22 protein-coding genes are annotated in these 22,637 nt (G+C 61.7%); 6 read left to right on the plus strand and 16 right to left on the minus strand.

Translation table 11 applies throughout. The annotated features are described in order from the left end of the window. Positions 1-60: 60 nt before the first annotated feature. The 9 genes from J5M56_RS20050 to J5M56_RS20090 all read right to left on the minus strand — a co-directional run bounded on the left by J5M56_RS20050 (position 61) and on the right by J5M56_RS20090 (position 9,522). The gene (locus tag J5M56_RS20050) at positions 61-1,221 is read right to left on the minus strand and encodes a D-alanyl-D-alanine carboxypeptidase family protein (RefSeq protein ID WP_060479212.1); all 1,161 of its coding nucleotides are present in this window, start codon (positions 1,219-1,221) and stop codon (positions 61-63) included. A 350-nt stretch (positions 1,222-1,571) separates the two neighbouring features. Beyond that, entirely contained in the window at positions 1,572-2,570 is a 999-nt protein-coding gene (locus J5M56_RS20055; RefSeq protein WP_060479213.1) for a septal ring lytic transglycosylase RlpA family protein, read from the minus strand. Beyond that, the gene (mltB, locus tag J5M56_RS20060; protein WP_207937609.1) at positions 2,570-3,580 is read right to left on the minus strand and encodes a lytic murein transglycosylase B; all 1,011 of its coding nucleotides are present in this window, start codon (positions 3,578-3,580) and stop codon (positions 2,570-2,572) included. The genes J5M56_RS20055 and mltB overlap by 1 nt, the downstream gene beginning before the upstream one ends. A gap of 17 nt (positions 3,581-3,597) precedes the next feature. Then, a complete protein-coding gene (rodA, locus tag J5M56_RS20065; RefSeq protein ID WP_050437190.1) occupies positions 3,598-4,701 on the minus strand; it encodes a rod shape-determining protein RodA in 1,104 nt (367 codons plus the stop codon). A gap of 38 nt (positions 4,702-4,739) precedes the next feature. Next, positions 4,740-6,629 (minus strand): penicillin-binding protein 2, encoded by a 1,890-nt coding sequence (mrdA, locus tag J5M56_RS20070; RefSeq protein WP_186478764.1) that lies wholly within the window; start codon positions 6,627-6,629, stop codon positions 4,740-4,742. A 16-nt stretch (positions 6,630-6,645) separates the two neighbouring features. Beyond that, the gene (gene rlmH / locus J5M56_RS20075) at positions 6,646-7,113 is read right to left on the minus strand and encodes a 23S rRNA (pseudouridine(1915)-N(3))-methyltransferase RlmH (protein WP_060479215.1); all 468 of its coding nucleotides are present in this window, start codon (positions 7,111-7,113) and stop codon (positions 6,646-6,648) included. A gap of 9 nt (positions 7,114-7,122) precedes the next feature. Continuing rightward, entirely contained in the window at positions 7,123-7,545 is a 423-nt protein-coding gene (gene rsfS / locus J5M56_RS20080; RefSeq protein WP_060479216.1) for a ribosome silencing factor, read from the minus strand. A gap of 44 nt (positions 7,546-7,589) precedes the next feature. Beyond that, complete coding sequence (gene nadD, locus J5M56_RS20085; RefSeq protein ID WP_060479217.1) at positions 7,590-8,249, minus strand: nicotinate-nucleotide adenylyltransferase; 660 nt, start codon at positions 8,247-8,249, stop codon at positions 7,590-7,592. A 1-nt stretch (position 8,250) separates the two neighbouring features. Then, positions 8,251-9,522 carry a glutamate-5-semialdehyde dehydrogenase gene (locus J5M56_RS20090; protein WP_186478763.1) on the minus strand — a complete coding sequence of 424 codons (1,272 nt, stop codon included), beginning with the start codon at positions 9,520-9,522 and terminating at the stop codon, positions 8,251-8,253. Positions 9,523-9,726: 204 nt separating this feature from the next. Between J5M56_RS20090 and J5M56_RS20095 the strand changes: the two genes are divergently transcribed. Further along, positions 9,727-10,419 (plus strand): DNA-3-methyladenine glycosylase, encoded by a 693-nt coding sequence (locus J5M56_RS20095; protein WP_207937610.1) that lies wholly within the window; start codon positions 9,727-9,729, stop codon positions 10,417-10,419. A 3-nt stretch (positions 10,420-10,422) separates the two neighbouring features. Further along, the gene (locus J5M56_RS20100; RefSeq protein ID WP_186478762.1) at positions 10,423-11,739 is read left to right on the plus strand and encodes a bifunctional DedA family/phosphatase PAP2 family protein; all 1,317 of its coding nucleotides are present in this window, start codon (positions 10,423-10,425) and stop codon (positions 11,737-11,739) included. 25 nt (positions 11,740-11,764) lie between these two features. Here the strand turns inward: J5M56_RS20100 and J5M56_RS20105 are convergent, their stop codons facing one another. Genes J5M56_RS20105 through J5M56_RS20115 form a run of 3 tightly spaced genes read right to left on the minus strand, consistent with a single transcriptional unit; the run spans position 11,765 to position 13,443 of the window. Next, positions 11,765-12,355 (minus strand): LON peptidase substrate-binding domain-containing protein, encoded by a 591-nt coding sequence (locus J5M56_RS20105; RefSeq protein WP_060479221.1) that lies wholly within the window; start codon positions 12,353-12,355, stop codon positions 11,765-11,767. A 9-nt stretch (positions 12,356-12,364) separates the two neighbouring features. Then, positions 12,365-13,081, minus strand: coding sequence for an LrgB family protein (locus J5M56_RS20110; protein WP_207937611.1), 717 nt, complete (start codon positions 13,079-13,081; stop codon positions 12,365-12,367). After that, positions 13,078-13,443: a CidA/LrgA family protein gene (locus J5M56_RS20115; protein WP_186478759.1), complete on the minus strand. Its 366-nt coding sequence runs from the start codon at positions 13,441-13,443 to the stop codon at positions 13,078-13,080. Before J5M56_RS20115 ends, J5M56_RS20110 begins: the two co-directional genes overlap by 4 nt. Positions 13,444-13,585: 142 nt before the next feature. Here J5M56_RS20115 and J5M56_RS20120 point away from each other — a divergent pair, with 142 nt between their 5' ends. From J5M56_RS20120 to J5M56_RS20130, 3 genes are all read left to right on the plus strand, one after another. Then, entirely contained in the window at positions 13,586-14,041 is a 456-nt protein-coding gene (locus J5M56_RS20120; protein WP_207937612.1) for a MaoC family dehydratase, read from the plus strand. A 74-nt stretch (positions 14,042-14,115) separates the two neighbouring features. Next, the gene (locus J5M56_RS20125) at positions 14,116-15,885 is read left to right on the plus strand and encodes a C13 family peptidase (protein WP_207937613.1); all 1,770 of its coding nucleotides are present in this window, start codon (positions 14,116-14,118) and stop codon (positions 15,883-15,885) included. Then, positions 15,876-16,520 carry an oxidoreductase gene (locus J5M56_RS20130; RefSeq protein WP_186478757.1) on the plus strand — a complete coding sequence of 215 codons (645 nt, stop codon included), beginning with the start codon at positions 15,876-15,878 and terminating at the stop codon, positions 16,518-16,520. The genes J5M56_RS20125 and J5M56_RS20130 overlap by 10 nt, the downstream gene beginning before the upstream one ends. A gap of 1 nt (position 16,521) precedes the next feature. Here the strand turns inward: J5M56_RS20130 and J5M56_RS20135 are convergent, their stop codons facing one another. From J5M56_RS20135 to J5M56_RS20150, 4 genes are all read right to left on the minus strand, one after another. Further along, positions 16,522-16,809 carry a YceK/YidQ family lipoprotein gene (locus J5M56_RS20135; RefSeq protein ID WP_207937614.1) on the minus strand — a complete coding sequence of 96 codons (288 nt, stop codon included), beginning with the start codon at positions 16,807-16,809 and terminating at the stop codon, positions 16,522-16,524. Continuing rightward, positions 16,806-17,435 carry a flavin prenyltransferase UbiX gene (gene ubiX / locus J5M56_RS20140; protein ID WP_060479228.1) on the minus strand — a complete coding sequence of 210 codons (630 nt, stop codon included), beginning with the start codon at positions 17,433-17,435 and terminating at the stop codon, positions 16,806-16,808. The genes J5M56_RS20135 and ubiX overlap by 4 nt, the downstream gene beginning before the upstream one ends. After that, the gene (gene mpl, locus J5M56_RS20145; protein ID WP_207937615.1) at positions 17,432-18,781 is read right to left on the minus strand and encodes a UDP-N-acetylmuramate:L-alanyl-gamma-D-glutamyl-meso-diaminopimelate ligase; all 1,350 of its coding nucleotides are present in this window, start codon (positions 18,779-18,781) and stop codon (positions 17,432-17,434) included. The genes ubiX and mpl overlap by 4 nt, the downstream gene beginning before the upstream one ends. A gap of 66 nt (positions 18,782-18,847) precedes the next feature. Then, the gene (locus J5M56_RS20150; RefSeq protein WP_207937616.1) at positions 18,848-20,785 is read right to left on the minus strand and encodes a sigma-54-dependent Fis family transcriptional regulator; all 1,938 of its coding nucleotides are present in this window, start codon (positions 20,783-20,785) and stop codon (positions 18,848-18,850) included. 256 nt (positions 20,786-21,041) lie between these two features. On the opposite strand from J5M56_RS20150, the gene J5M56_RS20155 reads away from it, so the two are divergent. Then, a complete protein-coding gene (locus J5M56_RS20155; RefSeq protein WP_186478754.1) occupies positions 21,042-22,562 on the plus strand; it encodes an aldehyde dehydrogenase family protein in 1,521 nt (506 codons plus the stop codon). The last annotated feature ends 75 nt before the right edge of the window (positions 22,563-22,637 follow it).

Raw genomic sequence — 22,637 nt, forward strand, 5'->3', positions numbered from 1 at the left:
CTCGTAAGCCGTGGCAACAACAACGCCCCCGCAGATGCGCGGGGGCTTGCAGGTCACGTATCAGTTGAACAACCCGTAGAAGAATAGACGGATGCTATCCCACATACGGCGGAAGAAACCACCTTCCTCGACGCCATCGAGGGCGATCAGGTCGGCGCTGTGAACCACGTTCTCGTCCAGTTTGACTTCCACTTTACCGATCACGTCACCTTTGGCGATCGGTGCGGTGAGCTGCGGGTTCATGGTCATCGAAGCCTGCAGGCGCTTGAGCTGCCCTTTAGGCATGGTCATGGTCAGGTCTTCGGCCAGGCCGGCTTTGACTTCGCTGGTGGCGCCCTTCCACACCGGTGCTTTGGTCAGCTCGGTGCCCTTCTGGTAGAAGGTCTGGGTTTCGAAGAAGCGGAAGCCGTAAGTCAGCAGCTTCTGGGTTTCGGCGGCGCGGGCTTGTTCGCTGTTGGTGCCGAACACCACGGCGATCAGACGCTGACCGTCACGCACGGCCGATGCCACCATGCAGTAGCCGGCTTCTTCGGTGTGGCCGGTTTTCAGACCATCGACGGTCTTGTCACGCCACAGCAGCAGGTTGCGATTAGGCTGCTTGATGTTGTTCCAGAAGAACTCTTTCTGCGAGTAGATCGCGTAGTGAGCCGGGTCGATGTTGATGATCGCGCGGGCCAACACGGCCATGTCGTGCGCCGAGGAGTAGTGCTCCGGGTTCGGCAGGCCGGTGGGGTTCATGAAGTGGCTGTTGGACATGCCCAGTTCGGCAGCGGTCTTGTTCATCATGTCGGCGAAAGCGTCTTCGCTGCCAGCGATGTGCTCGGACAAAGCGACCGAGGCATCGTTGCCGGACTGGATGATGATGCCGTGCAGCAGGTCGCTGACGGTGACCTGGCTGCCGACCTTGATGAACATACGCGAACCACCAGTGCGCCAGGCGTTCTCGCTGACGGTGACCGGGTCGTTTTCGCCGATCTGGCCACGACGGATATCGACGGTGGCGATGTAGGCGGTCATCAGTTTGGTCAGGCTGGCCGGTGGCAGGCGCTCGTCACCGTTGTTCTCGACCAGCACGTTGCCGCTGGACGCGTCCATGAGTACGTAGGACTTGGCAGCCAACTGCGGTGGGGCAGGCATCATCTGCTCTGCTGCGAAGGCAGCAGGCGTGAGCATCAGCAGTACGGGCAGGCAAAGTCGTTTGGCAAGGTTGGTGATGTTCATCCGTCTCTCGTAAATCGCTAATGGTCTGATGTTCCCTGGGCCACATCGTGTGCCCAGCGCCAGTCAGTCTAGTTTTGATGGCCATCGGGCCGGCCCACAAAGTGCGGCTTTATGCCGCTGCGGGCAAAAGCCGACATTGTACATGCCCAGGCCCGGCAATTCATGACAAAACCGACAGTTTGGTGTGATGCCAGCCAGTCAAGGTTTCAGACTCATTCGTTGGCGCCGCCGAGGGCTGCAAAGCAGCCCCGATCGGCTCAACTGACTGGCATTACACGTTGGCGTTTGTTTTCCGCGCAGGGTACATGCCCACTAGGATTTACACCCCAGCAGCCGCGCGACCCGCCCGGTCAGTCAGCTGTGACCAGCTTGGCCTGGCCAAGGTTCGCCATGCGAATGCTGTTCTGTGCCTGTTGGATCTCGCCCGGGCTGCTGAATGGCCCAAGGCGCACACGGTGCAGGGTTTGCTGATTACGCACGATAGAGCTGATGAACACCGGAGCACTGACCATGGTGCTCAGCTTGGAGCGCAACAGTTCGGCGGCATCGGGGTTGGCGAAGGCCCCTACCTGAAGGACGTTGCCGCTGCCCGCCGGGATGCTGTTACCGCCCACCTGCACAGGGACTACTGGCGCCGCGTGCTGCTGGGGTGGCGGGGTCCATTGCTCGACCCGGCCGGTGCTGGCGGCAATGGCCTGGGTTTGCGCGACCTGTGGCTCTTTGAGCATCAGTGGCGGCTGCTGCCCCTTCTGCGCCCACCACTGCTGCGGGTCGATACCCTCGACTCGCACATGGGCGGTGCCGATCTCGGCATAGCCGAGCTTCTTCGCCGCGGCATAGGACAGGTCGATGATGCGATCCGAGTAGAACGGCCCACGGTCATTGACCCGCAGGATCACACTGCGGCCATTGGCCAGGTTGGTGACCCGCACATAGGCCGGCAAGGGCAGAGTCTTGTGCGCCGCACTCATGCCGTACAGGTCGTAGAGTTCGCCGTTGGCGGTGTTCTGGCCGTGGAACTTGGTGCCATACCAGGAAGCTGTACCTTCGGCGCGGTAGTTGCGCGCGTCCTGCATCGGGTAATAGGTCTTGCCCAGTACCGTGTAAGGGTTGGCCTTGTAGGCCCCCGTGTGAACGGTTGGTGTGGCATCGGGGATCTTGTTGACATCCACATCCCACCAGGGTGCACCGTCTTTGTGGGCTCGGTTGATGTCCAGGCCAGGCTGGGCACGGACGACGTTGCCCTTGCTCTGGGAAGTCGGCCGGCTAGAGGAGCAACTGACCAGCAGCATGCCGACGGCCATGCAGGTCAGCAGCTTGAAGGTGTTGGCTGAGAAGATTGCGCGCATTACTTGACGCCCCGTACTTGGACCAGCTGTTGAGCTAGCTGATGCACCGCCATGGCATACATCACGCTGCGGTTGTAGCGAGTGATCGCGTAGAAGTTTTTCAGGCCCATCCAGTATTCAGGGCCGTTCTCGCCATCCAGGCGGAACGCGGTTACCGGCAGATCATCGCGCAACGCATCATGGCTCGACCAGCCCAGCGCCTGCAACTGCCCGACGGTTTTAACAGGTTCGATGCCGGTAGTCAGGCCAAGGTCTGCCTGCGAGCCACTGACCTGGGCACGGCTGACCACACCCTCGCCTGCCACCCAGCCATGGCGCTTGAAGTAGTTGGCTACGCTGCCGATGGCATCGTCGGGGTTGTTCCAGATATTGATGTGGCCATCGCCGTCGAAGTCCACAGCGTAGTTGCGAAAGCTGCTGGGCATGAACTGCGGCAGGCCCATGGCGCCGGCGTAGGAACCTTTGAGCGTCAGCGGGTCGAGTTGCTCGTCGCGAGCCAATAGCAGGTACTCGCGCAGTTCCTTGCGGAAGAATTCGGCACGGGGCGGGTAGTCGAAGCCCAGGGTCGACAGGGCATCGATCACGCGGAAGTTGCCGGTGTTGCGGCCGAAGAAGGTTTCGACACCAATGATGGCGACGATGTATTGCGCAGGTACGCCATATTCCTGCTCGGCGCGGGCAAGAACTGCCTCATGCTGGCGCCAGAAGTCGACACCGCGGGCGATGCGGGCGTCGGTGATGAACATGGGCCGGTAGTCCTTCCACGGCTTGACCCGCTCGGCAGGGCGGGAGATGGCATCGAGGATCGACTGCTTGCGCTGCACTTCCCTGAACACGCCCATCAATTGCTCGGGGGCAAAACCGTAGTCACGGCTCATCTGGCCCACGAACTCGGCCACCTGCGGCGAGTTGTCGTAGTCGCCGGCATGGGCCAGTTGTACAGCGCCGAACAGGCCCACCGCACCGAACCACGGCACACAACGGGCAGCCCAGTTACGCACTGTTTGCATCAAATTCTTCACCTTTTTCAAACCTGGGCGATCCATTTGCGGTGCGTGTGGATCGACATCAAAACGCCAAACGCTGACAGCAGCGTCACCAACGAAGTTCCGCCATAGCTAATGAAGGGCAGCGGCACGCCCACCACGGGCAGCAGGCCACTGACCATGCCGATATTGACGAACACATAAACGAAGAAAGTCATGGTCAAGCTGCCAGCCAGCAACTTACCGAACAGCGTTTGCGCCTGGGCAGTGATCATCAGCCCACGGCCGATCAGCAGCAGGTAGACGATCAACAGCAGACAGATACCCACCAGACCGAACTCTTCACCGAGCACCGCGATGATGAAGTCGGTGTGGCTTTCGGGAAGAAAGTCCAGGTGTGACTGGGTGCCCAGCAGCCACCCCTTGCCAAACACGCCACCGGAGCCAATCGCAGCCTTCGACTGGATGATGTTCCAGCCGGTACCCAGGGGGTCGCTCTCGGGGTCCAGGAAGGTCAGAACGCGCTGTTTCTGGTAGTCGTGCATCACGAAGAACCACATCGCCACCGCTACAGGCACCGTTGCTGCCAACACGCTGAGAATCCAGCGCCAGCGCAGGCCACCCATGAACAGCACGAAAGCGCCGGAGGCGAGAATCAGCAGCGCCGTGCCCAGGTCAGGTTGGCGGACGATAAGAATGAATGGCACTCCGATCAACACCAGGCTTATTGCCACGTGTTTCAGGTGCGGCGGCAAGGTACGTTTGGAGAGGTACCAGGCGATGGTCGCCGGCATGATGATCTTGAGAAATTCCGAAGGCTGGAAGCGGATCACCCCGGGGATGTTGATCCAGCGCGTGGCACCCATGGCGTTGTGGCCCATGACATCCACCACCACCAGCAGGAACACCCCCACCAGGTAAGCCAACGGCACCCAGCGCGCCATGAAGCGCGGTTCCAACTGGGCGATGACGAACATCGAAACCAGCCCGATGCCGAACGAAGTCGCCTGCTTGAGCAGCAGGTCCCAGTTCTTGCCACTGGCTGAATAGAGCACGAACAGGCTGCCGGCCGCGAGGGTCAGCAGGATGATGAGCAAGGGGCCGTCGATGTGGATGCGCTGCAGGAAGCTGGCGCGTCGACGCATCACGTCCTCGCTTGAGAGCATGCGATCGAAATTGTTCTTCACTGGGCCGTTTCCTGGGCGACGGTGGCAGGCGCGAATTCGCTCTTGAGCCGGCCGCTTTCATCGAGCAGCCAGGCATCCATGATCTGCCGCACCACAGGGGCGGCAACGCCAGAGCCCGACTCGCCGTTCTCAACCATCACCGAGACCACGATCTTCGGATCATCAGCCGGGGCGAAGGCCACGAACAGCGCGTGGTCGCGGTGGCGTTCCTGGAGTTTGTTACGGTCATACTTCTCGCCCTGCTTGATCGCCACCACCTGGGCGGTGCCGCTTTTGCCGGCAATGCGGTACTGGGCGCCGACCGCAGCCTTGCGCGCAGTACCGCGGGCGTTGTGCATGACCTGTTCCATACCGTGGGTGACCTTGGCCCAGTCGGACTTGTCACGCAGGACGATGTCCTGCATAGGGTTGGGGTCCAGCGGCGCCTGGCCTTCGATGGTCTTGGCCAGGTGTGGGCGGTTCCACACGCCTTTGTTGGCGATCAACGCGGTGGCTTGGGCCAGTTGCAGTGGGGTTGCCTGCATGTAGCCCTGGCCGATCCCGAGGATCAAGGTTTCACCAGGGAACCAGGCCTGACGGCGCGTTGCCCGCTTCCACTCACGCGATGGCATCAGGCCCGGCGACTCCTCGAACATATCCAGGGCAACCTTCTGGCCGATGCCGAATTTGTTCATGTAGCTGGAGAGCCGGTCGATACCCATCTTGTGGGCAAGGTCATAGAAGTAGGTGTCGTTGGAGCGCATGATTGCGGTATCCAGGTCTACCCAGCCGTCACCGGTACGGTTCCAGTTACGGTATTTGTGATCGTAGTTGGGCAGCTGGTAATAACCAGGGTCGAATACCCGGCTGCTGGCGTTGACCACGCCACTGTCGAGCCCGGCGATGGCCACCGCAGGCTTGATGGTCGAGCCTGGGGGGTAAAGCCCGCGCAACACACGGTTGAACAGCGGCCGGTCGATCGAGTCGCGCAGCTCGGCGTAGGCTTTGAAACTGATGCCCGTGACGAACAGGTTGGGGTCGAAGCTGGGCTGGCTGACCATGGCCAGTACTTCGCCGGTGCGCGGGTCGAGCGCCACCACGGCGCCACGCCGACCACCCAGGGCGGCCTCGGCGGCTTCCTGCAGCTTGATGTCCAGGCTCAGCACGATGTCCTTGCCAGGCTTAGGGTCGGTACGCTTGAGCACGCGCAGCACACGGCCGCGGGCATTGGTTTCGACTTCCTCGTAACCCACCTGGCCGTGCAACTCTGGCTCGTAGAAGCGCTCGATGCCGGTCTTGCCGATATGGTGGGTGCCGCTGTAATTCACAGGGTCGAGCGATTTGAGCTCTTTTTCGTTGATCCGCCCGACGTAACCCACCGAATGGGCGAAATGCGCACCCTGAGGATAATGACGCACCAGTTGGGCGACCACTTCTACCCCTGGGAGGCGAAACTGGTTGACCGCCACCCGAGCGATCTGCTCTTCGTTGAGCTCGAACAGGATAGGCACAGGCTCGAATGGCCGACGCCCCTGCTTCATGCGCTTCTCGAACAGCGCTCGGTCATCTGGGGTCAGCTCCAGCACCTGGACGATGGTGTCCAGCACTTCCTGCCAGTTGCCTGCACGTTCGCGCGTCATCGACAGGCTGAAACTTGGCCGGTTGTCAGCGATGATCACACCATTGCGGTCGAAGATCAGCCCACGGGTAGGCGGAATGGGCTGCACATGCACCCGATTGTTTTCCGACAGCGTGGAGTGATAGTCGTACTGGATGATCTGCAGGTAATACAACCGCGCAATCAGCACGCAGATGAGCAGCATCACCGCCACCGCGCCGACCACGACGCGGTTACGCACCAGGCGGGCGTCTTTCTCGTGGTCCTTGAGACGGATCGGCTGCGACATCGGACTGCTTACAGGCTCATTTGTGGTAAGGGTGCCCGGACAAGACTGTCCAGGCGCGGTAGATCTGCTCGCCGATCAGTATCCTTACCAACGGGTGCGGTAGGGTCAGCGGCGATAGCGACCAGCGCTGCTCGGCGCGTGCACAGACCTCAGGCGCCAGCCCCTCCGGGCCGCCCACCATCAAATTCACCGTGCGTGAGTCCAGGCGCCAGCGGTCCAGCTCGCTCGCCAACTGCTCGGTACTCCAGGGCTTGCCATGGACCTCGAGGGTTACGATGCGTTCCCCTGGCTGAACCTTGCTCAGCATGGCCTCGCCCTCCTGACGGATCAGGCGGGCGACATCGGCATTCTTGCCACGGGTATTGAGCGGGATTTCCACCAGCTCCAACGACAGCTCCTGGGGCAGGCGCTTGGCATATTCATGCCAGCCTTCCTCGACCCATTTGGGCATGCGCGAGCCGACCGCGATCAGGCGAAGACGCACGACGCTTCCTTATTCCCGGTCTTTGAGCTTGTCGGTGAAATAGTCGCTCGCGTTTTCCGGGCTGTGGTGCTTGGCATCGGCGGCACGGCTTTGCTCGGCACCCATCCACAGGCGCTCCAGATCATAGAACTGGCGAGCTGCAGCGGTCATCATGTGAACGATGACGTCGTTCAGGTCCAGCAGTACCCAATCACTGTCGCCCTTGCCTTCTTCACCCAGAGGCTGCGCGCCCTGTTTTTTGACCGACTCACGGACCTTTTCCAGCATCGCGTTGATCTGGCGGTTGGAGGTACCGGTGGCAATGATCATGTAATCGGTCAGGCTGTGCTTTTCGCGCACGTCGATGACCTGGATGTCCTGGGCCTTGACGTCTTCCAGGGCGCTGATGGTCAGCTTGACCAGTTCTTCGCCATTGATTTTCTGCTTGCTCATAAAAAACTCTTCAACTCGTTTGGATGAGGCGCCCTCGGGCACCGTCAGTTAGGGGCACGATACAGTTCGTGCGCCTCGATGTAGGCCAGTACGGCGTCCGGCACCAGGAACCTCACCGATTTGCCGCTGGCCAGCAGCTGTCGGATCTGTGTAGCGGACACCGCGAGCGGCGTCTGCCAGATGAACGAAATATTCCCCGCCGGGCCGGACATGGCGGTGGGATCGCTCTCCGAGCGCGCAGCCAGCAGGTTGCGCAACTCGTCAGGGGGTTCAACGTCGGCATCCGGGCGTTGCAGCACCAGGATATGACAGTGTTGCAGCAATTCGTCCCAGCGGTGCCAGGTGGGCAGGCCGCAGAAGGCATCCCAGCCCAACAGCAAAAACAGTTGGTCGTCGGGACCGAGCTCCAGGCGCACCGACTCCAGCGTGTCGATGGTGTACGACGGCTTGTCGCGTTCAAGTTCACGAGCATCGACACTCAGGCAGCTGACGCCCTGCACCGCTTCGCGAACCATGGCCAGGCGGTCTTGTGCCGCTACCTGGGGGGTATCACGGTGCGGCGGGCGGGCGTTGGGCAACAGGCGCAGCTCATCGAGCGCCATGAACTCGGCCACTTCCAGCGCGCTGCGCAGGTGGCCGATGTGCACGGGGTCGAAAGTACCGCCAAGAATGCCGATGCGCCGGACTGCCTGGGCCTTGCTCAACTCAGCAGGACTCCTGGCCGCGCAATTGGCCGTCGCCGATCACCACATACTTCTCGCAGGTCAAGCCTTCCAGGCCGACAGGGCCGCGGGCGTGCAGCTTGTCGGTGGAAATGCCGATTTCTGCGCCCAGGCCATATTCGAAGCCATCGGCAAAGCAGGTCGGCGTGTTGAGCATCACCGATGCCGAGTCGACCTCAGCCATGAACTGACGGGCCTGGCCCTGGTGCTCGGTGATGATCGAATCGGTGTGGTGAGAGCCGTAGTGGTTGATATGTTCGATGGCCTGGTCCAAACCCTCGACGACACGGATCGAGAGGATCGCGTCGAGGTATTCGGTGTGCCAGTCGTCTTCGCTGGCTGGCTTGGCGTCGATCAATGCGCAGGTCAGCTTGCAGCCACGCAACTCGACACCTTTGTCCTGGAAGCGGCGAGCCATTTCCGGCAGGAAGGCTTCGGCCACGCGCTGGTCGACCAGCAGGGTCTCCATCGCACCACAGATGCCGTAGCGGTAGGTCTTGGCGTTGAATGCCACGCGCCACGCCTTGTCCAGCTCGGCGTGCTCAGCCACATAGACGTGGCAGATGCCGTCCAGGTGTTTGATGACCGGCACGCGAGCATCGCGGCTGATGCGCTCGATCAGGCCCCTGCCACCACGCGGCACGATCACATCGACGAACTCGGGCATGCTGATCAGCGCGCCAACCGCCTCGCGGTCGGTAGTCTCGACCACTTGCACCACGGCAGCAGGCAGGCCTGCAGCAGCCAAGCCACGCTGGATACACACTGCGATGGCGCGGTTGGAGTGGATGGCCTCGGAGCCGCCACGCAGGATGGTGGCATTGCCGGACTTCAGGCACAGACTGGCTGCATCGATTGTGACGTTGGGGCGCGACTCGTAGATGATCCCGATCACCCCCAGCGGTACACGCATCTTGCCAACCTGGATGCCCGACGGGCGGTAGCTCATATCGCGGATGGCACCCACCGGGTCTGGCAAGCTGGCCACCTGGCGCAGGCCGGTGATCATGCCGTCGATCCGAGCCGAAGTCAGCGCAAGACGGTCCAGCAGCGCAGGCTCCAGGCCATTGGCACGGCCTGCGGCCAGGTCCCGTTCGTTGGCTTCAGCGAGCTCGGCGCGCGCGGCGTCCAACGCATCGGCGGCAGCTTGCAAAGCGCGGTTCTTCTGCGCGGTGCTGGCACGTGCGATAACGCGAGAGGCCTGGCGGGCGGCGCGACCCAGGCGGGTCATGTAGTCAAGAACGGACTCAGTCATCGGTTCGGTGTCTTGGCGAAGGGGAAATCGGCTGATTATAACTGCCGCGCAGGTATACGCCCAGCGGCGGGTGGCGGATGGTAGAAAATGGCGTGTAAGTTTCCATAGGAAAGATGTAACTGCACGTCTCGAACCGTCTCGGTTCAGCCTCGATTAAGCCAATCATTGCTATCATCACAGCCTTCATAGTCACGACTCGCCAGCATGTCAGCACCAGCCCCCTGCCCTGCCCGCGCCTTACCGGACAGTTTCTTCGACCGCGACGCCCAGACCTTGGCCAAGGCGTTGCTGGGCAAAGTCATCCGTCATCGCCACGGCAACCTGTGGCTGGCTGCACGCATCATCGAAACCGAAGCTTATTACCTGACCGACAAAGGCAGCCACGCGTCGCTGGGTTACACCGAAAAGCGCAAGGCGCTATTCCTCGATGGCGGGCACATCTACATGTATTACGCCCGCGGCGGCGACTCGCTCAACTTCAGCGCCCACGGCCCAGGCAACGCGGTACTGATCAAATCTGCCTACCCCTGGGTCGATGCCATCTCAGGCGCCGACAGCCTGGCGCAGATGCAACTGAACAACCCCGATGCCAGCGGCAACCTGCGCCCAGCCGAGCGCCTTTGCAACGGGCAGACCCTGCTGTGCAAGGCCTTGGGCCTGAAAGTCCCGCACTGGGACGGACAACGCTTTGACCCTCAACGCCTTTACGTCGAAGACTGCGCGCTCCCAGTGCCGCAGATCATCCAGGCGCCGCGCCTGGGCATCCCCCAGGGGCGCGACGAGCACCTGCCGTATCGCTTCATCGACGCCGCTTTCGCCCGCTTCTGCACGCGGAACCCGCTGCGCCGGGGCCAGCTCGAAGGGCAAGACTTTTTCATCCTCGAACAAGGAAGCTGAAACATGGGCCAATGGCTCGACAGCATCACTGGCTGGCTCAGCGCCAACCCTCAGTGGCTCGGTCTGGCGATCTTTCTGGTGGCGTGCGTGGAATGCCTGGCCATCGCCGGCATCATCGTGCCGGGCACGGTGCTGCTGTTCGCGGTGGCCGTGCTGGCAGGCAGTGGCGCACTCAGCCTGGGGGAAACCTTACTATTGGGGTTCCTCGGCGGCCTGCTGGGTGATGCGCTGTCTTACACCATCGGCAAGTGCTTTCATCAGAACATCCGCCGCCTACCGGTGCTGCGCCATCACCCAGAGTGGATCGGCAGTGCCGAGAGCTACTTTCAGCGCTATGGCATCGCAAGCCTACTGGTAGGCCGCTTCATCGGCCCGCTGCGGCCAATGCTGCCGATGGTCGCCGGGATGTTCGACATGCCGCTGCCGCGCTTCATCGCGGTCAGCCTGGTGGCCGGCGCTGGCTGGTCGGTCGCTTACCTGCTGCCAGGCTGGGCGACCGGCGCGGCCATGCGCCTGCCACTGCCAGAAGGCTTCTGGCTGGATGCCGGTATCATCGCGGGGACCTTGGCGGCCTTGATCGGGCTGAGCCTCAACAGCAGCATGCGCGATCAGCGCCACGGTACTCGGCTGATCGCGGGGCTTAGTTTCATTGCGCTGACCGGGGTTTTCCTTGGCTGGCCTTATCTGCACGAATTTGACCAAGGTGTAATGACCCTGGTGCAAGAGCATCGCAGCAAGGCCATCGACGGCGCGGTGGTCATCGTGACCCGCCTGGGCGACTTCAAGACTCAATTCTTCCTGGGCGGCCTGCTGACGGGTCTGCTGTTACTGGCGCGGCAGTGGCGCCATGCCCTTTTCGCAGGGGGCACGCTGATCGGCACGGCATTGGCCAATGGCTCGCTGAAATGGTTGTTCGCCCGGGCCAGGCCAGAAGTGCTGAGCGAGCCGCTGACCACTTACAGCATGCCCAGCGGCCACAGTTCGGCGTCGTTCGCATTCTTCCTGACCCTGGCGGTGCTGGCAGGGCGCGGCATGCCTGCGCGTCTGCGCCTGACCTGGGTAATGATGGGCTGCATCCCGGCACTGGCGATTGCCTTGTCGCGGGTCTACCTGGGGGTGCATTGGCCAACCGACATCCTGGCAGGGGCTTTGCTGGCTTGCTGCGTGTGTGCGTTGAGCCTGACGCTGGTGCAAAACCGCCAACCACTGACGGCAATGCCTTTGCGGGTGTGGTGGTTAGTGCTGCCGGCGTGCATCGCGTTGCTGGCGTTTTTCGCCATGCATTCGCTGCCTCACGCCTTACTCCGTTACCAATATTGAGGCCAGTGCAGCGCACCGCACCCATTCAGGCGAACAGTTCACCCTGGATCCGCTCAAGCAGCTTCTGGATTTCTTCCAGTCGCTGCCCAGGCGAGCCGATCGCCAACAGGTCGAGCTTGTCTTCTTCAACGAACGGCAGCAAGTACGCCAGCTGGTTGGCCAAGGCTTGGCGACCATCGACGTCCCGCGGCATGTCCAGCGACTCGACCATCGGGTGCTCACCCAGCGCCACCAACAGCGCCAGCAAGTCATCGTCATGCTCAGTGAGCGGACTGTCTGGGTGCTCTGTCAGCCAGTTCACCTCGCCGACCAGCAACTGGTCTTTCTGCACCTCGGTCTGGCTCAGTTCGAAACGCCGCACACCTTCCACACGGATGCCAAGCAGGCCGTTTTCCTGCTGGACGAAATCGCGGATCAATGCCTCGCAGCCAATCGAAGCCACCACCGGTGGGGCTTTACCGACCTGCTCGCCTTCGACGATGCAGACCACGCCAAAGCCGGTACCTTGCTTCATGCAGCGGCCGATCATGTCCAGATAGCGCGCCTCGAAGATCTGCAGGTCCAGCAGGCAACCTGGAAACAACACGGTATTGAGCGGAAACAGCGGTAGCGTCATCACAACTCCTCAAGCCACCAGGCTGACTGCCAACGGCAGGAACACCGCCGTGGCCACCCCCATCAGGCTCATCGCCAACGCGGCAAAGGCGCCGCACTCATCACTTTCCTGCAAGGCCACCGAGGTGCCTACGGCATGGGCCGTCACGCCCAGCGACATGCCGCGCGCCTCCGGGCTGTGCACGCCCAATCGGGTCAGTAGCGCCGGGCCGAAGATCGCCCCGATTACACCGGTGATCAACACGAACACAGCTGCCAGCGCCGCCACACCACCAATTTGTTCGGCCACCAACATGGCGATCGGCGAAGTGACCGACTTGGGTGCCATGGTCATCAGGATCATGTGCTCGGCACCGAACCACCAGCCCAGCAGCAGGCAACAGAGCGTGGCGAACAGGCCTCCGATTACCAGCGTAGTAAATGTCGGCCAGAACAGCTGCCGGATGCGTTTCAGGTTCAGGTACAGCGGCACCGCCAAAGCTACTGTCGCAGGCCCGAGCAGGATATTCATGATCTCGGTGCTCTTGCGGTACTCGGCGTAGCTGATGCCGCAGCTCAACAGCACGCCAATCACCAGCAACATTGAAACCAGCACCGGCTGCAGAAAGATCCAACGGGTTTTCTCGAACGCCGCCAGCACGATCTGATAGGCGCCCAGGGTGATACCGATACCGAACAAGGGATGGTGGATGACGGCGTTAACCGCGCCCTGCCAGTCGAGCATCATGACTGCTCCTTATGCCTGCCATGCTGGCGATTGATGAGTTTCTGCATCAGCAGGCCGACGAACGCCAACGTCGCAAGGCAGGAAATCAACAGCGCACCGGCGATCGCCCAAAAGTCTGCGGCGATGTCCTTGGCATACACCATCACCCCCACCGCCGGCGGCACCAGCAGCAGCGGCAAATAGCGCAGCAGGCTACCGGCAGCTTCGTTGAGGGGCTTGCCGACCTCGCCGCGGGCCATGAGAAATACCAGCAGCAGCAACAGGCCGATGATCGGGCCAGGCAGAATCGGCACGCACAAATGATTGAGTGCAGTACCCAGCAATTGAAAAAACACCAGCCAGGTCAAACCACGCAACAGCATAACCATCTCCTTCAAGCATGCCGGCCATTATAAGCACGCACTGCCTGTAAGCCGACATTCGCCAAATTGGGGTTCCTTGACTGAAACGATTCGCCGTGCTCATCTTGTACGCGCGTACCAAATGACAACCTGGAGAGTCGCGATGCCCTATGTACCGGTAACCGAACTTGCAAAGTACGTTGGAAAAGAGCTGGGACGCTCCGACTGGTTGATCATCGACCAGCAGCGCATCAATCTTTTCGCTGAGGCCACTGGTGATTTCCAGTTCATCCATGTCGATCCGCAGAAGGCCGCAAACACCCCGTTCGGCACAACTATTGCCCACGGTTTCCTGACGTTGTCGCTGATCCCCAAGTTGATGGAAGACATCTTGGTGCTTCCTGAGGGGCTGAAGATGGTGGTCAACTACGGGCTCGACAGCGTGCGGTTCATCCAGCCAGTTAAGGTCAACAGTAAGGTGCGGCTGAAGGTCGACCTGGGGCAAGTGACCGAAAAAAAACCAGGGCAATGGCTGCTCAAAGCCACCGCTACCCTGGAGATCGAAGGCGATGACAAGCCCGCCTACATCGCTGAACCGCTCTCGCTCTGTTTCGTCTGACCCAAGGCCAGTCACCGATACCTGCGCCCCAAAATCTGCGGCATACTCGGCAGATCTTTTGCCCGGATTACGCCATGCGTCCCTTGCTCCCCATCGCCCTGACCTTGATGCTCACTGCCTGTGGCGATGGAGAGTCGTTGACCCCGCCTGACGCCCGCCTGCCCGATGGCGGGCGGTATCGGGGCCAGGTGATCGATGGCTTGCTCCAGGGGGCTGGGCGAATCGACTACCCCAACGGCAGTTGGTACGCGGGCAATTTCAAGGATGGCCAGTGGCATGGCCAGGGCGAGTGGCACGGCAGCAATGGTGAGGTCTACCGGGGCCAGTTCGACAAAGGGCTGTTCCACGGCTTGGGTGAACTCACCACCCCCGGCAGCCATTATGCGGGTACCTTCAGCCACGGTCGGCGTGACGGTGAAGGTACTCTCAAACAGGTGGATCAGAGCTACCGCGGCCAGTTCAAGGACGACCAGTACGATGGCGCAGGCGAGTTGGAACTGGCCGACGGCAGCCGCTACCAAGGCCTGTTCGCCCGAGGCAAGCCCAATGGCGCGGGCGTGCGCAGCGATGCCAGCGGCAACCGGTTCAGCGGCCGCTTCGTCGATGGCCAATTGCAAGGCAGTGGCACCTACGACAGTGTCGAAGGCGAGCAGTACATCGGTGAATTCAAGGACAACCGCCTCGAAGGTCGAGGCCGCTACGAGAACGCTGACGGCGACGTATGGATTGGTGACTTCAAGGATGGATCCCTGGTCGGCGAAGGCGAATTACTCGGCAGCGACGGCAGCCACTACAAAGGCAGCTTCGTCGACTGGCGCCTGTCTGGCCAAGGCAGCCTGCAGATGCCCGACGGCAGCCAGTATGTCGGGGGTTTCGACAGCGACGCCTACCAGGGCCATGGCAAGCTGACCCTGCCCAATGGCCAGGTCCAGAGCGGCTTCTGGGTCAATGGCGTGCGTGTACGTGATCAAAACGGCAACCTGCTGCCCGACCCGCTGGACTTGGCCCTGCTCAACCAGGGCCGCCTACTGAATGAAGCGATGGCCCAGGTGCCGCGCTCGGCACCCCCAGTGCAGTTGTACAGCCTGGTGCTGGCTGGCGATGGCCAGCAAAGCGTGTTCCTGCGCGAAGCCGACTATGTCAGCAACCTGCTCAAAGTGCGTTTCGGTGCTCGCGGGCAGATCACCCTGGTCAATCATCGCGACCAGATGGCTACTCGCCCCATGGCGACCCGTGAGAACCTGACCCGTGCTGCCCGTACCTTGGCCGAGCGCAGCAGCCCGCAAGACCTGATCTTCATCTACCTGACCAGCCACGGCAGCCAGGACCACCAGCTGGTGCTCGACCAGCCGCGTCTGCAACTGGCTGACCTGTCCGCTGACGAATTGGCCAGTGCCCTAGCTCCGCTTAAAGACCGCGACAAGATAATCGTCATCTCCGCCTGCTATTCAGGTGGCTATATCACCCCGTTGAAGGATGAGCGCACCCTGATCATGACCGCCGCTCGTGCTGATCGGGTTTCGTTCGGCTGCTCGGAAGAGGCTGATTTCACCTACTTCGGCGATGCCTTGTTCGCCCAGGCGCTGAACCAGACCGACGACCTCAAACAAGCGTTCGAACTCGCGCGCACCAGTGTTGCCGAACGGGAAAGACGAGAAGGTTTCGAAGCCTCCGAACCTCAGATATGGGCACCGCCCGCAGTACTGGCGCACTGGCAGCAACTTCGTCAGCACCAGGCCGAGGAAGCGTTGCGTAATGCAGCACAGGCCAAAGCGCCGCCACAGGAAAAAAACCTGCCAGGCGCTAAGCTTGTGTGTAACAAGGGAGAGACATCATGTATTTGACGCCTCAGCATGTCCTGCTTGCCGGAGCCACCGGCCTCACCGGTGAGCATCTGCTCGACCGCCTGCTCAACGAGCCCACCATCAGCCGCGTTTTGGCCCCGACCCGCCGGCCGTTGGCCGAGCACCCGCACCTTGAAAACCCAGTAGGTGACCCAGCGGTTTTCCTTCCACAACTGGGCGGCCGTGTCGATATTGCTTATTGCTGCCTGGGCACCACCCTGAAGCAGGCAGGCTCAGAACAGGCATTTCGCGCGGTGGACCTGGACATGGTGGTGGCGTTCAGCAAGCGCGCCCGTGAGATGGGCGCGCGGCATCTGCTGGTGGTCAGTGCGCTTGGAGCCGACCCTAAATCCTCTGTGTTCTACAACAGGGTCAAGGGCGAAATGGAAGAAGCGCTCAAAGCGCAGGACTGGCCCCAATTGACCATCGCGCGGCCGTCGCTGTTGTTGGGCGAACGGATACAACCTCGGCTGGGCGAGCGACTGGCGTCACCCTTCGCCAGGCTGATGCCAGGTAAATATCGCGGCATCGAAGCCTGCACGTTGGCGCGAGCCCTCTGGCGCCTGGCGCTGGAAGAAGAAGACGGTATCCGGATTGTGGAGTCCGACGAACTGCGCAAGCTAGGCAAGCAATAGACTACAACCCCCCTGTAGCCTGAACCCCCACCCCTGCCGCTGTCAGCAATGACAGCGGCAGGAACAGTGTGTCCAGCAACATGCTGCCGGGCAGATCGAGCTGTGGATAAGCTGGAGCATCGGCCCCGAAGCGGTCCTTGGGGCAGCAACCGCCGTTGATGACATACAGGTCCAGCCGGGTGCCGGCATAAACCAACGGAGCTCCAGGCTTGTTGGCATTGAGCGTGCGCACCGTGGCGCAGCCCCCAAGCAAACCGATCGCCAACGCCGCCACTACCAAGCGCCTCAATCATCAGCCCCGAAATGATGCTCACCCCAGCGCGGCAGCATGTCCTGCGGGATGCTCAGCAAGTTGAGAATGCGCGCCACCACAAAGTCGACCAGGTCATCGATGGTCTGCGGCTGGTGATAGAAACCCGGCGCTGCCGGCAAAATAACAGCGCCCATCTGTGACAACTTGAGCATGTTTTCCAAGTGAATGGTCGAGAACGGCGCCTCGCGCGGCACGAGGATCAACTGTCGACGCTCCTTGAGCGTAACGTCCGCGGCACGTTCGATCAGGTTGTTGCAGGCCCCGGTGGCGATTGCCGACAACGTGCCGGTAGAGCACGGCACCACCACCATCGCTGCCGGCGCGCCCGAACCCGAAGCCACCGGCGCCATCCAGTCCTCCTTGCCGTAAACGCGGATCTGCCCATCGGCAGCACCCGTGTACTCGGTCAGAAACGCCTGCATGGCCTGTGGCTTGGCTGGCAGCAAAACGTCGGTTTCGGTGGCCATTACCAGTTGCGCGGCTTTGGAGATGAGAAAGTGCACCTCCCGGTCTTCGCGCACCAGGCAATCGAGCAGGCGCAGACCATACTGCGCCCCCGAGGCCCCGGTCATGGCCAAGGTGATGCGTTCCGGCCCGCTCACTTCAGCGCCTCGGCCAGTTTGCCGTGCAGACCACCGAAACCGCCATTGCTCATGATTACTACATGGGTGCCTGGGCGGGCCTGGCCCTTGACCCGCTCGATGATCGCTTCGAGGCTGTCGGCGACCACACTTGGCACCTTGCACTGCGCTGCGGTGCCGGCCAGGTCCCAACCCAGATTGGCCGGCGCGTACCAAATCACCTGGTCGGCATCGTTGACACTCTCTGGCAGGCCGTCACGGTGCGCGCCCAGTTTCATGGAGTTGGAGCGCGGCTCGATGATGGCGATAACCGGTGCCTCGCCAACGCGCTTGCGCAGGCCGTCGAGGGTGGTGGCAATGGCAGTTGGGTGATGGGCGAAATCGTCGTAGATGGTCACGCCCTGCACTTGCGCAACCATCTCCATGCGCCGCTTGACGCTTTTGAAGGCACTCAGCCCGTCGATGCCCAGCGCTGGCGCGACCCCTACGTGGCGAGCGGCGGCCAGCGTGGCCAGGGCGTTGGCGACGTTGTGCTGGCCGGTCAGCGCCCAGTCCACTACACCCTGGACTTGACCGTCGAACAGCACCTCGAAACGCGAACCGTCTGCACTGAGCAGGCGAGCCTGCCATTGCCCCCCTTCCCCGGTGGTTTGCACAGGCGTCCAGCAGCCCATGCCGATCACCCGCTCCAGGGCCTGCTCGGTGGTGGGGTGAATGACCAGACCTTCGCTGGGAATGGTACGCACCAGATGGTGGAACTGTCGCTCGATGGACGCAAGATCCGGGAAGATATCGGCGTGATCGAACTCAAGGTTGTTGAGGATTGCGGTACGCGGGTGGTAGTGCACGAACTTCGAGCGCTTGTCGAAGAAGGCACTGTCGTATTCATCGGCTTCGACCACGAAAAATGGCGTGTCGCCCAGGCGCGCCGATACCGAGAAGTTTTGCGGTACACCGCCGATCAAAAAGCCTGGGCTCATGCCGGCATGCTCCAACACCCAGGCCAGCATGCTGCTGGTGGTGGTCTTGCCGTGAGTGCCCGCTACAGCCAGCACCCAGCGGCCCTGCAGCACATGGTCGGCCAGCCACTGCGGGCCGGACACATAGGGCAAGCCCTTGTTCAGTACATACTCAACTGCCGGGTTGCCCCGGGACATGGCGTTGCCAATGACCACCAGATCTGGCGCCGGGTCCAGCTGAGCGGGGTCATAGCCCTGGGTCAGCTCGATCCCCTGGGCCTGGAGCTGGGTGCTCATGGGCGGATAGACGTTGGCGTCAGAGCCGGTGACACGGTGGCCGAGCTCTTTGGCCAGCACCGCCAGCGAACCCATGAAAGTGCCGCAAATACCGAGAATGTGAATATGCATGATCGACCTCGCAAAACATCGAGGCAGGGTAGCCCAGGGCGCGAGAATTCGCACCCGGTGTTTTGCTCAGGCGCCCCGGTTGATACCGTGCTTGCGCAGTTTTCGATACAAGGTGTTGCGGCTGATGCCCAGGTGCTCGGCGACCCGGGTCAGGTGCCAGTGCTTTGCCTCCAAGGTAGCTATAAGGGCTTCACGCTCAGCGTCCTGCAGCACCTCGGTGCCACTACCTGCGGATCGATAGCCCGACCGTGGCGTTTCGCAAGTCAAGGCCGCTTTTTCAGTGGCCTGATTGGCACGAATGATGGCAGGCAGGTCCGAAAACCTGACACAGCTGCCGTCACACAGCGCGACCAAGGTTCGCAGTACATTGCGCAACTGCCGCACATTCCCCGGCCAAGCGAAGTCCAGCAGGGCCCGACGCGCATCAGCTGCCAGGTTCACTACCTGCCCGTGCGCCTCCTGGCGTAGCAGCACATCCAGCAACGCCTCCTTGTCAGTACGCTCACGCACTGCAGGCAAGGTTAATTCCAGCCCATTGAGCCGGTAATAAAGGTCTTCGCGAAAACTGCCCTGCGCTACCCGCTCCAGCAAATCACGGTGGGTGGCGCTGATGATGCGCACATCCACAGCGTGCGGCTCGCCGCCGATCGGTACCACCTGGCGTTCTTCCAGCACCCGTAACAAGCGGGTTTGCAAGGCAAGGGGCATGTCGCCGATTTCGTCCAGCAACAACGTGCCGCCATCGGCCTGCAACAACTTGCCACGCATACCCTCCTTGCGCGCCCCAGTGAAGCTGCCACCGCGATAACCGAACAGCTCACTCTCGATCAAGCTCTCAGGGATGGACGCACAGTTAACCGCCACGAACGGCTTGCTACGACGCTGACTGGCCTGGTGCACCGCCTGGGCGAAAGCCTCCTTACCGCAACCGGTTTCGCCGCGCAGCAGCAGCGGCACATCGCGCTCGAACACCCGTACTGCGCGCTGAAAGTCGTTTTGCAAGGCCGGGTCCAGCAGGCAGATAGCCGGCTGCGCGGCAGGCCTGGGCTCGGGCAGGCTGGCCGGCACCGTCCACTGCGGCGCACGGGGTTGACCGCGCAAGCTCGCGAACACCTGCCGCCCGTCACGGGTCTGCAACGGCCAGACGGTACTGGCACCGGGTGTGGCACGGCTGAACAGCTCGTCGTGGCTGCATGCGAAAAACTTGTCCAGCCCTTTGCCCAGTAAACCGCCGCGCACGCTGCCCAGCAAATTCAAGGCACTTTGATTGGCCGCGCAGATGCGACCATCACCGTCCAATGCCAGCAGCCCTTCGCTGAACTGGCCGACCGACTCGGCCTGCAGGTGAAAACGCAGCAACCACTGCTGCTCGAAATGGCGCAGGAAGTAACAGCTCTCGATCATCTTCGCCGAAAGGTTGACCAGCGCCATGGTGTGAAATTGGCTTTGGCGCGATACATCCGGCCGCGCCGAAGACACATCGAGCACCGCCAGCAACTCGCCGTGAGGGTCGAAGACCGGGCTCGCCGAACAGGTCAGCCCGGTGTGGCGGCCGCGAAAGTGTTCATTCTGGTGAATGGTCAAGGCCTGGCGCTCGACCAGGCAGGTGCCGATGCCGTTGGTGCCTTCGCGCGCCTCGCTCCAATCTGCGCCAAGCCACAGCCCTGCGCGTTCGAAATCGCGGCGTTCGCCAGGCGCTGTGACACAGTTGAGGATCACCCCGCGGGCATCGGTCAACAACACCGCGTGGCCGGCGCCGGAGAGCTGCTGATGCAGGCTGTTCATCTCGCTGCCGGCGATGCTCAGTACCTGACGCATGCGTTCGCGGCTCTCGAGCAGGCGGCCATGTTCGAGCACCACCGGCGCCTCGATCACCGACGGGTCGAGGTGATAGTCCTCCAGGCAACGCAGCCATGAGCGCGCAATGGAGGGGTCACTGCCTGCTTCGCCACGGGCAACGGTATGCACCTGCTGGGCATGAAGGCTGAATGCATTGCTCTGCATTTGTTGTTGTTCTCCGCAGATAGAGACTCACCCCAGCATCCTCCACCCGCGCAGGCTTTGCAACGTGCCTGCCCACAACGTGTCGCAAACGGCACAAAGTGTCACGCCAGGGCGTGCCAAGCCTGGTACAGCGTACTGCGGCGCAGGGCCAGAGCATGATCCAAGTCATTGATTACACAAACACGCACCACAATGGCCCAACCTTTGCTCTACGCTTTTCAACTCCTCAACAAACATAACAGCCAGGAGACACACCATGCGTTACGCACATCCCGGTACCGAAGGCGCGAAGATTTCCTTCAAGAGCCGCTACGGCAACTTCATCGGTGGTGAGTTCGTTCCTCCAGTAAAGGGTGAGTACTTCACCAATACTTCCCCGGTCAATGGCCAGCCAATCGCAGAATTCCCTCGCTCCACTGCCGAAGACATCGATAAAGCGCTGGATGCCGCCCATGCCGCCGCCGACGCCTGGGGCCGCACGTCGGTGCAGGACCGCTCCAATGTTCTGCTGAAAATCGCCGACCGTATCGAACAGAACCTGGAAGCCCTGGCCATTACCGAAACCTGGGACAACGGCAAGCCCATCCGCGAAACCCTCAATGCCGATATCCCGCTGGCGGTGGACCACTTCCGCTACTTCGCCGGCTGCATCCGTGCCCAGGAAGGCGGCGCTGCCGAAATCAACGAAAGCACCGTGGCCTACCATATTCACGAGCCACTGGGCGTGGTCGGGCAGATCATCCCGTGGAACTTCCCGATCCTGATGGCCGCCTGGAAACTTGCGCCGGCACTGGCCGCCGGCAACTGCGTGGTGCTCAAACCGGCCGAGCAGACGCCGCTGGGCATCACCGTACTGGTCGAGCTGATCGGTGACCTGCTGCCCAAGGGCGTGCTCAATGTGGTGCAGGGCTATGGCCGCGAGGCCGGTGAAGCGCTGGCCACCAGCAAACGCATTGCCAAGATCGCATTCACAGGCTCCACGCCGGTCGGCTCGCACATCATGAAATGCGCTGCCGAAAACATCATCCCATCCACCGTCGAACTGGGCGGCAAATCGCCCAACGTGTATTTCGAAGACATCATGCAGGCCGAACCCAGCTTCATCGACAAAGCCGCCGAGGGCATGGTGCTGGCGTTCTTCAACCAAGGCGAGGTGTGCACCTGCCCATCGCGGGCGCTGGTGCAGGAGTCGATCTACCCGCAGTTCATGGAAGTGGTGATGAAAAAGGTGCTGCAGATCAAGCGCGGCGACCCACTGGACACCGACACCATGGTCGGCGCCCAGGCTTCGCAGCAGCAGTTCGAGAAAATCCTCTCGTACCTCGACATCGCCCAGCAGGAAGGCGCCGAGCTGCTCACTGGCGGCAAGGTGGAAAAACTCGAAGGCTCGCTGGCCACCGGTTACTACATCCAGCCGACCTTGCTCAAAGGCAACAACCGGATGCGCGTGTTCCAGGAAGAAATCTTCGGCCCGGTGGTCAGCGTCACCACCTTCAAAGACGAAGCCGAAGCCCTGGCAATTGCCAACGACACCGAATTCGGCCTCGGTGCTGGCGTATGGACCCGCGACATCAACCGGGCCTACCGCATGGGCCGCGGCATCAAGGCTGGCCGCGTATGGACCAACTGCTATCACCTGTACCCGGCGCACGCCGCGTTCGGTGGTTACAAAAAATCCGGTGTCGGCCGTGAAACCCACAAGATGATGCTCGACCACTACCAGCAGACCAAGAACCTGCTGGTGAGCTACGACATCAACCCGCTGGGCTTCTTCTAAAATCGAGCAGAGGGGCCGCCGAAATGGCGGCCTCGACCGCTCTGGCTCGCTTCCTGCAGTACCCATCACCATTGG

The organism is Pseudomonas sp. 51_B, assembly GCF_017491595.1.
GTDB classification, from domain to species: domain Bacteria; phylum Pseudomonadota; class Gammaproteobacteria; order Pseudomonadales; family Pseudomonadaceae; genus Aquipseudomonas; species Aquipseudomonas promysalinigenes.

Bases quoted from the DNA above. Each gene is read 5' to 3' on its own strand.
- J5M56_RS20050 (WP_060479212.1), bottom strand. From the start codon at position 1,221: ATGAACATCACCAACCTTGCCAAACGACTTTGCCTGCCCGTACTGCTG.
- J5M56_RS20055 (WP_060479213.1), bottom strand. From the start codon at position 2,570: ATGCGCGCAATCTTCTCAGCCAACACCTTCAAGCTGCTGACCTGCATG.
- mltB (WP_207937609.1), bottom strand. From the start codon at position 3,580: ATGCAAACAGTGCGTAACTGGGCTGCCCGTTGTGTGCCGTGGTTCGGT.
- rodA (WP_050437190.1), bottom strand. From the start codon at position 4,701: ATGCGTCGACGCGCCAGCTTCCTGCAGCGCATCCACATCGACGGCCCC.
- mrdA (WP_186478764.1), bottom strand. From the start codon at position 6,629: ATGTCGCAGCCGATCCGTCTCAAGGACCACGAGAAAGACGCCCGCCTG.
- rsfS (WP_060479216.1), bottom strand. From the start codon at position 7,545: ATGAGCAAGCAGAAAATCAATGGCGAAGAACTGGTCAAGCTGACCATC.
- J5M56_RS20090 (WP_186478763.1), bottom strand. From the start codon at position 9,522: ATGACTGAGTCCGTTCTTGACTACATGACCCGCCTGGGTCGCGCCGCC.
- J5M56_RS20095 (WP_207937610.1), top strand. From the start codon at position 9,727: ATGTCAGCACCAGCCCCCTGCCCTGCCCGCGCCTTACCGGACAGTTTC.
- J5M56_RS20100 (WP_186478762.1), top strand. From the start codon at position 10,423: ATGGGCCAATGGCTCGACAGCATCACTGGCTGGCTCAGCGCCAACCCT.
- J5M56_RS20105 (WP_060479221.1), bottom strand. From the start codon at position 12,355: ATGACGCTACCGCTGTTTCCGCTCAATACCGTGTTGTTTCCAGGTTGC.
- J5M56_RS20110 (WP_207937611.1), bottom strand. From the start codon at position 13,081: ATGATGCTCGACTGGCAGGGCGCGGTTAACGCCGTCATCCACCATCCC.
- J5M56_RS20115 (WP_186478759.1), bottom strand. From the start codon at position 13,443: ATGCTGTTGCGTGGTTTGACCTGGCTGGTGTTTTTTCAATTGCTGGGT.
- J5M56_RS20120 (WP_207937612.1), top strand. From the start codon at position 13,586: ATGCCCTATGTACCGGTAACCGAACTTGCAAAGTACGTTGGAAAAGAG.
- J5M56_RS20125 (WP_207937613.1), top strand. From the start codon at position 14,116: ATGCGTCCCTTGCTCCCCATCGCCCTGACCTTGATGCTCACTGCCTGT.
- J5M56_RS20130 (WP_186478757.1), top strand. From the start codon at position 15,876: ATGTATTTGACGCCTCAGCATGTCCTGCTTGCCGGAGCCACCGGCCTC.
- mpl (WP_207937615.1), bottom strand. From the start codon at position 18,781: ATGCATATTCACATTCTCGGTATTTGCGGCACTTTCATGGGTTCGCTG.
- J5M56_RS20150 (WP_207937616.1), bottom strand. From the start codon at position 20,785: ATGCAGAGCAATGCATTCAGCCTTCATGCCCAGCAGGTGCATACCGTT.
- J5M56_RS20155 (WP_186478754.1), top strand. From the start codon at position 21,042: ATGCGTTACGCACATCCCGGTACCGAAGGCGCGAAGATTTCCTTCAAG.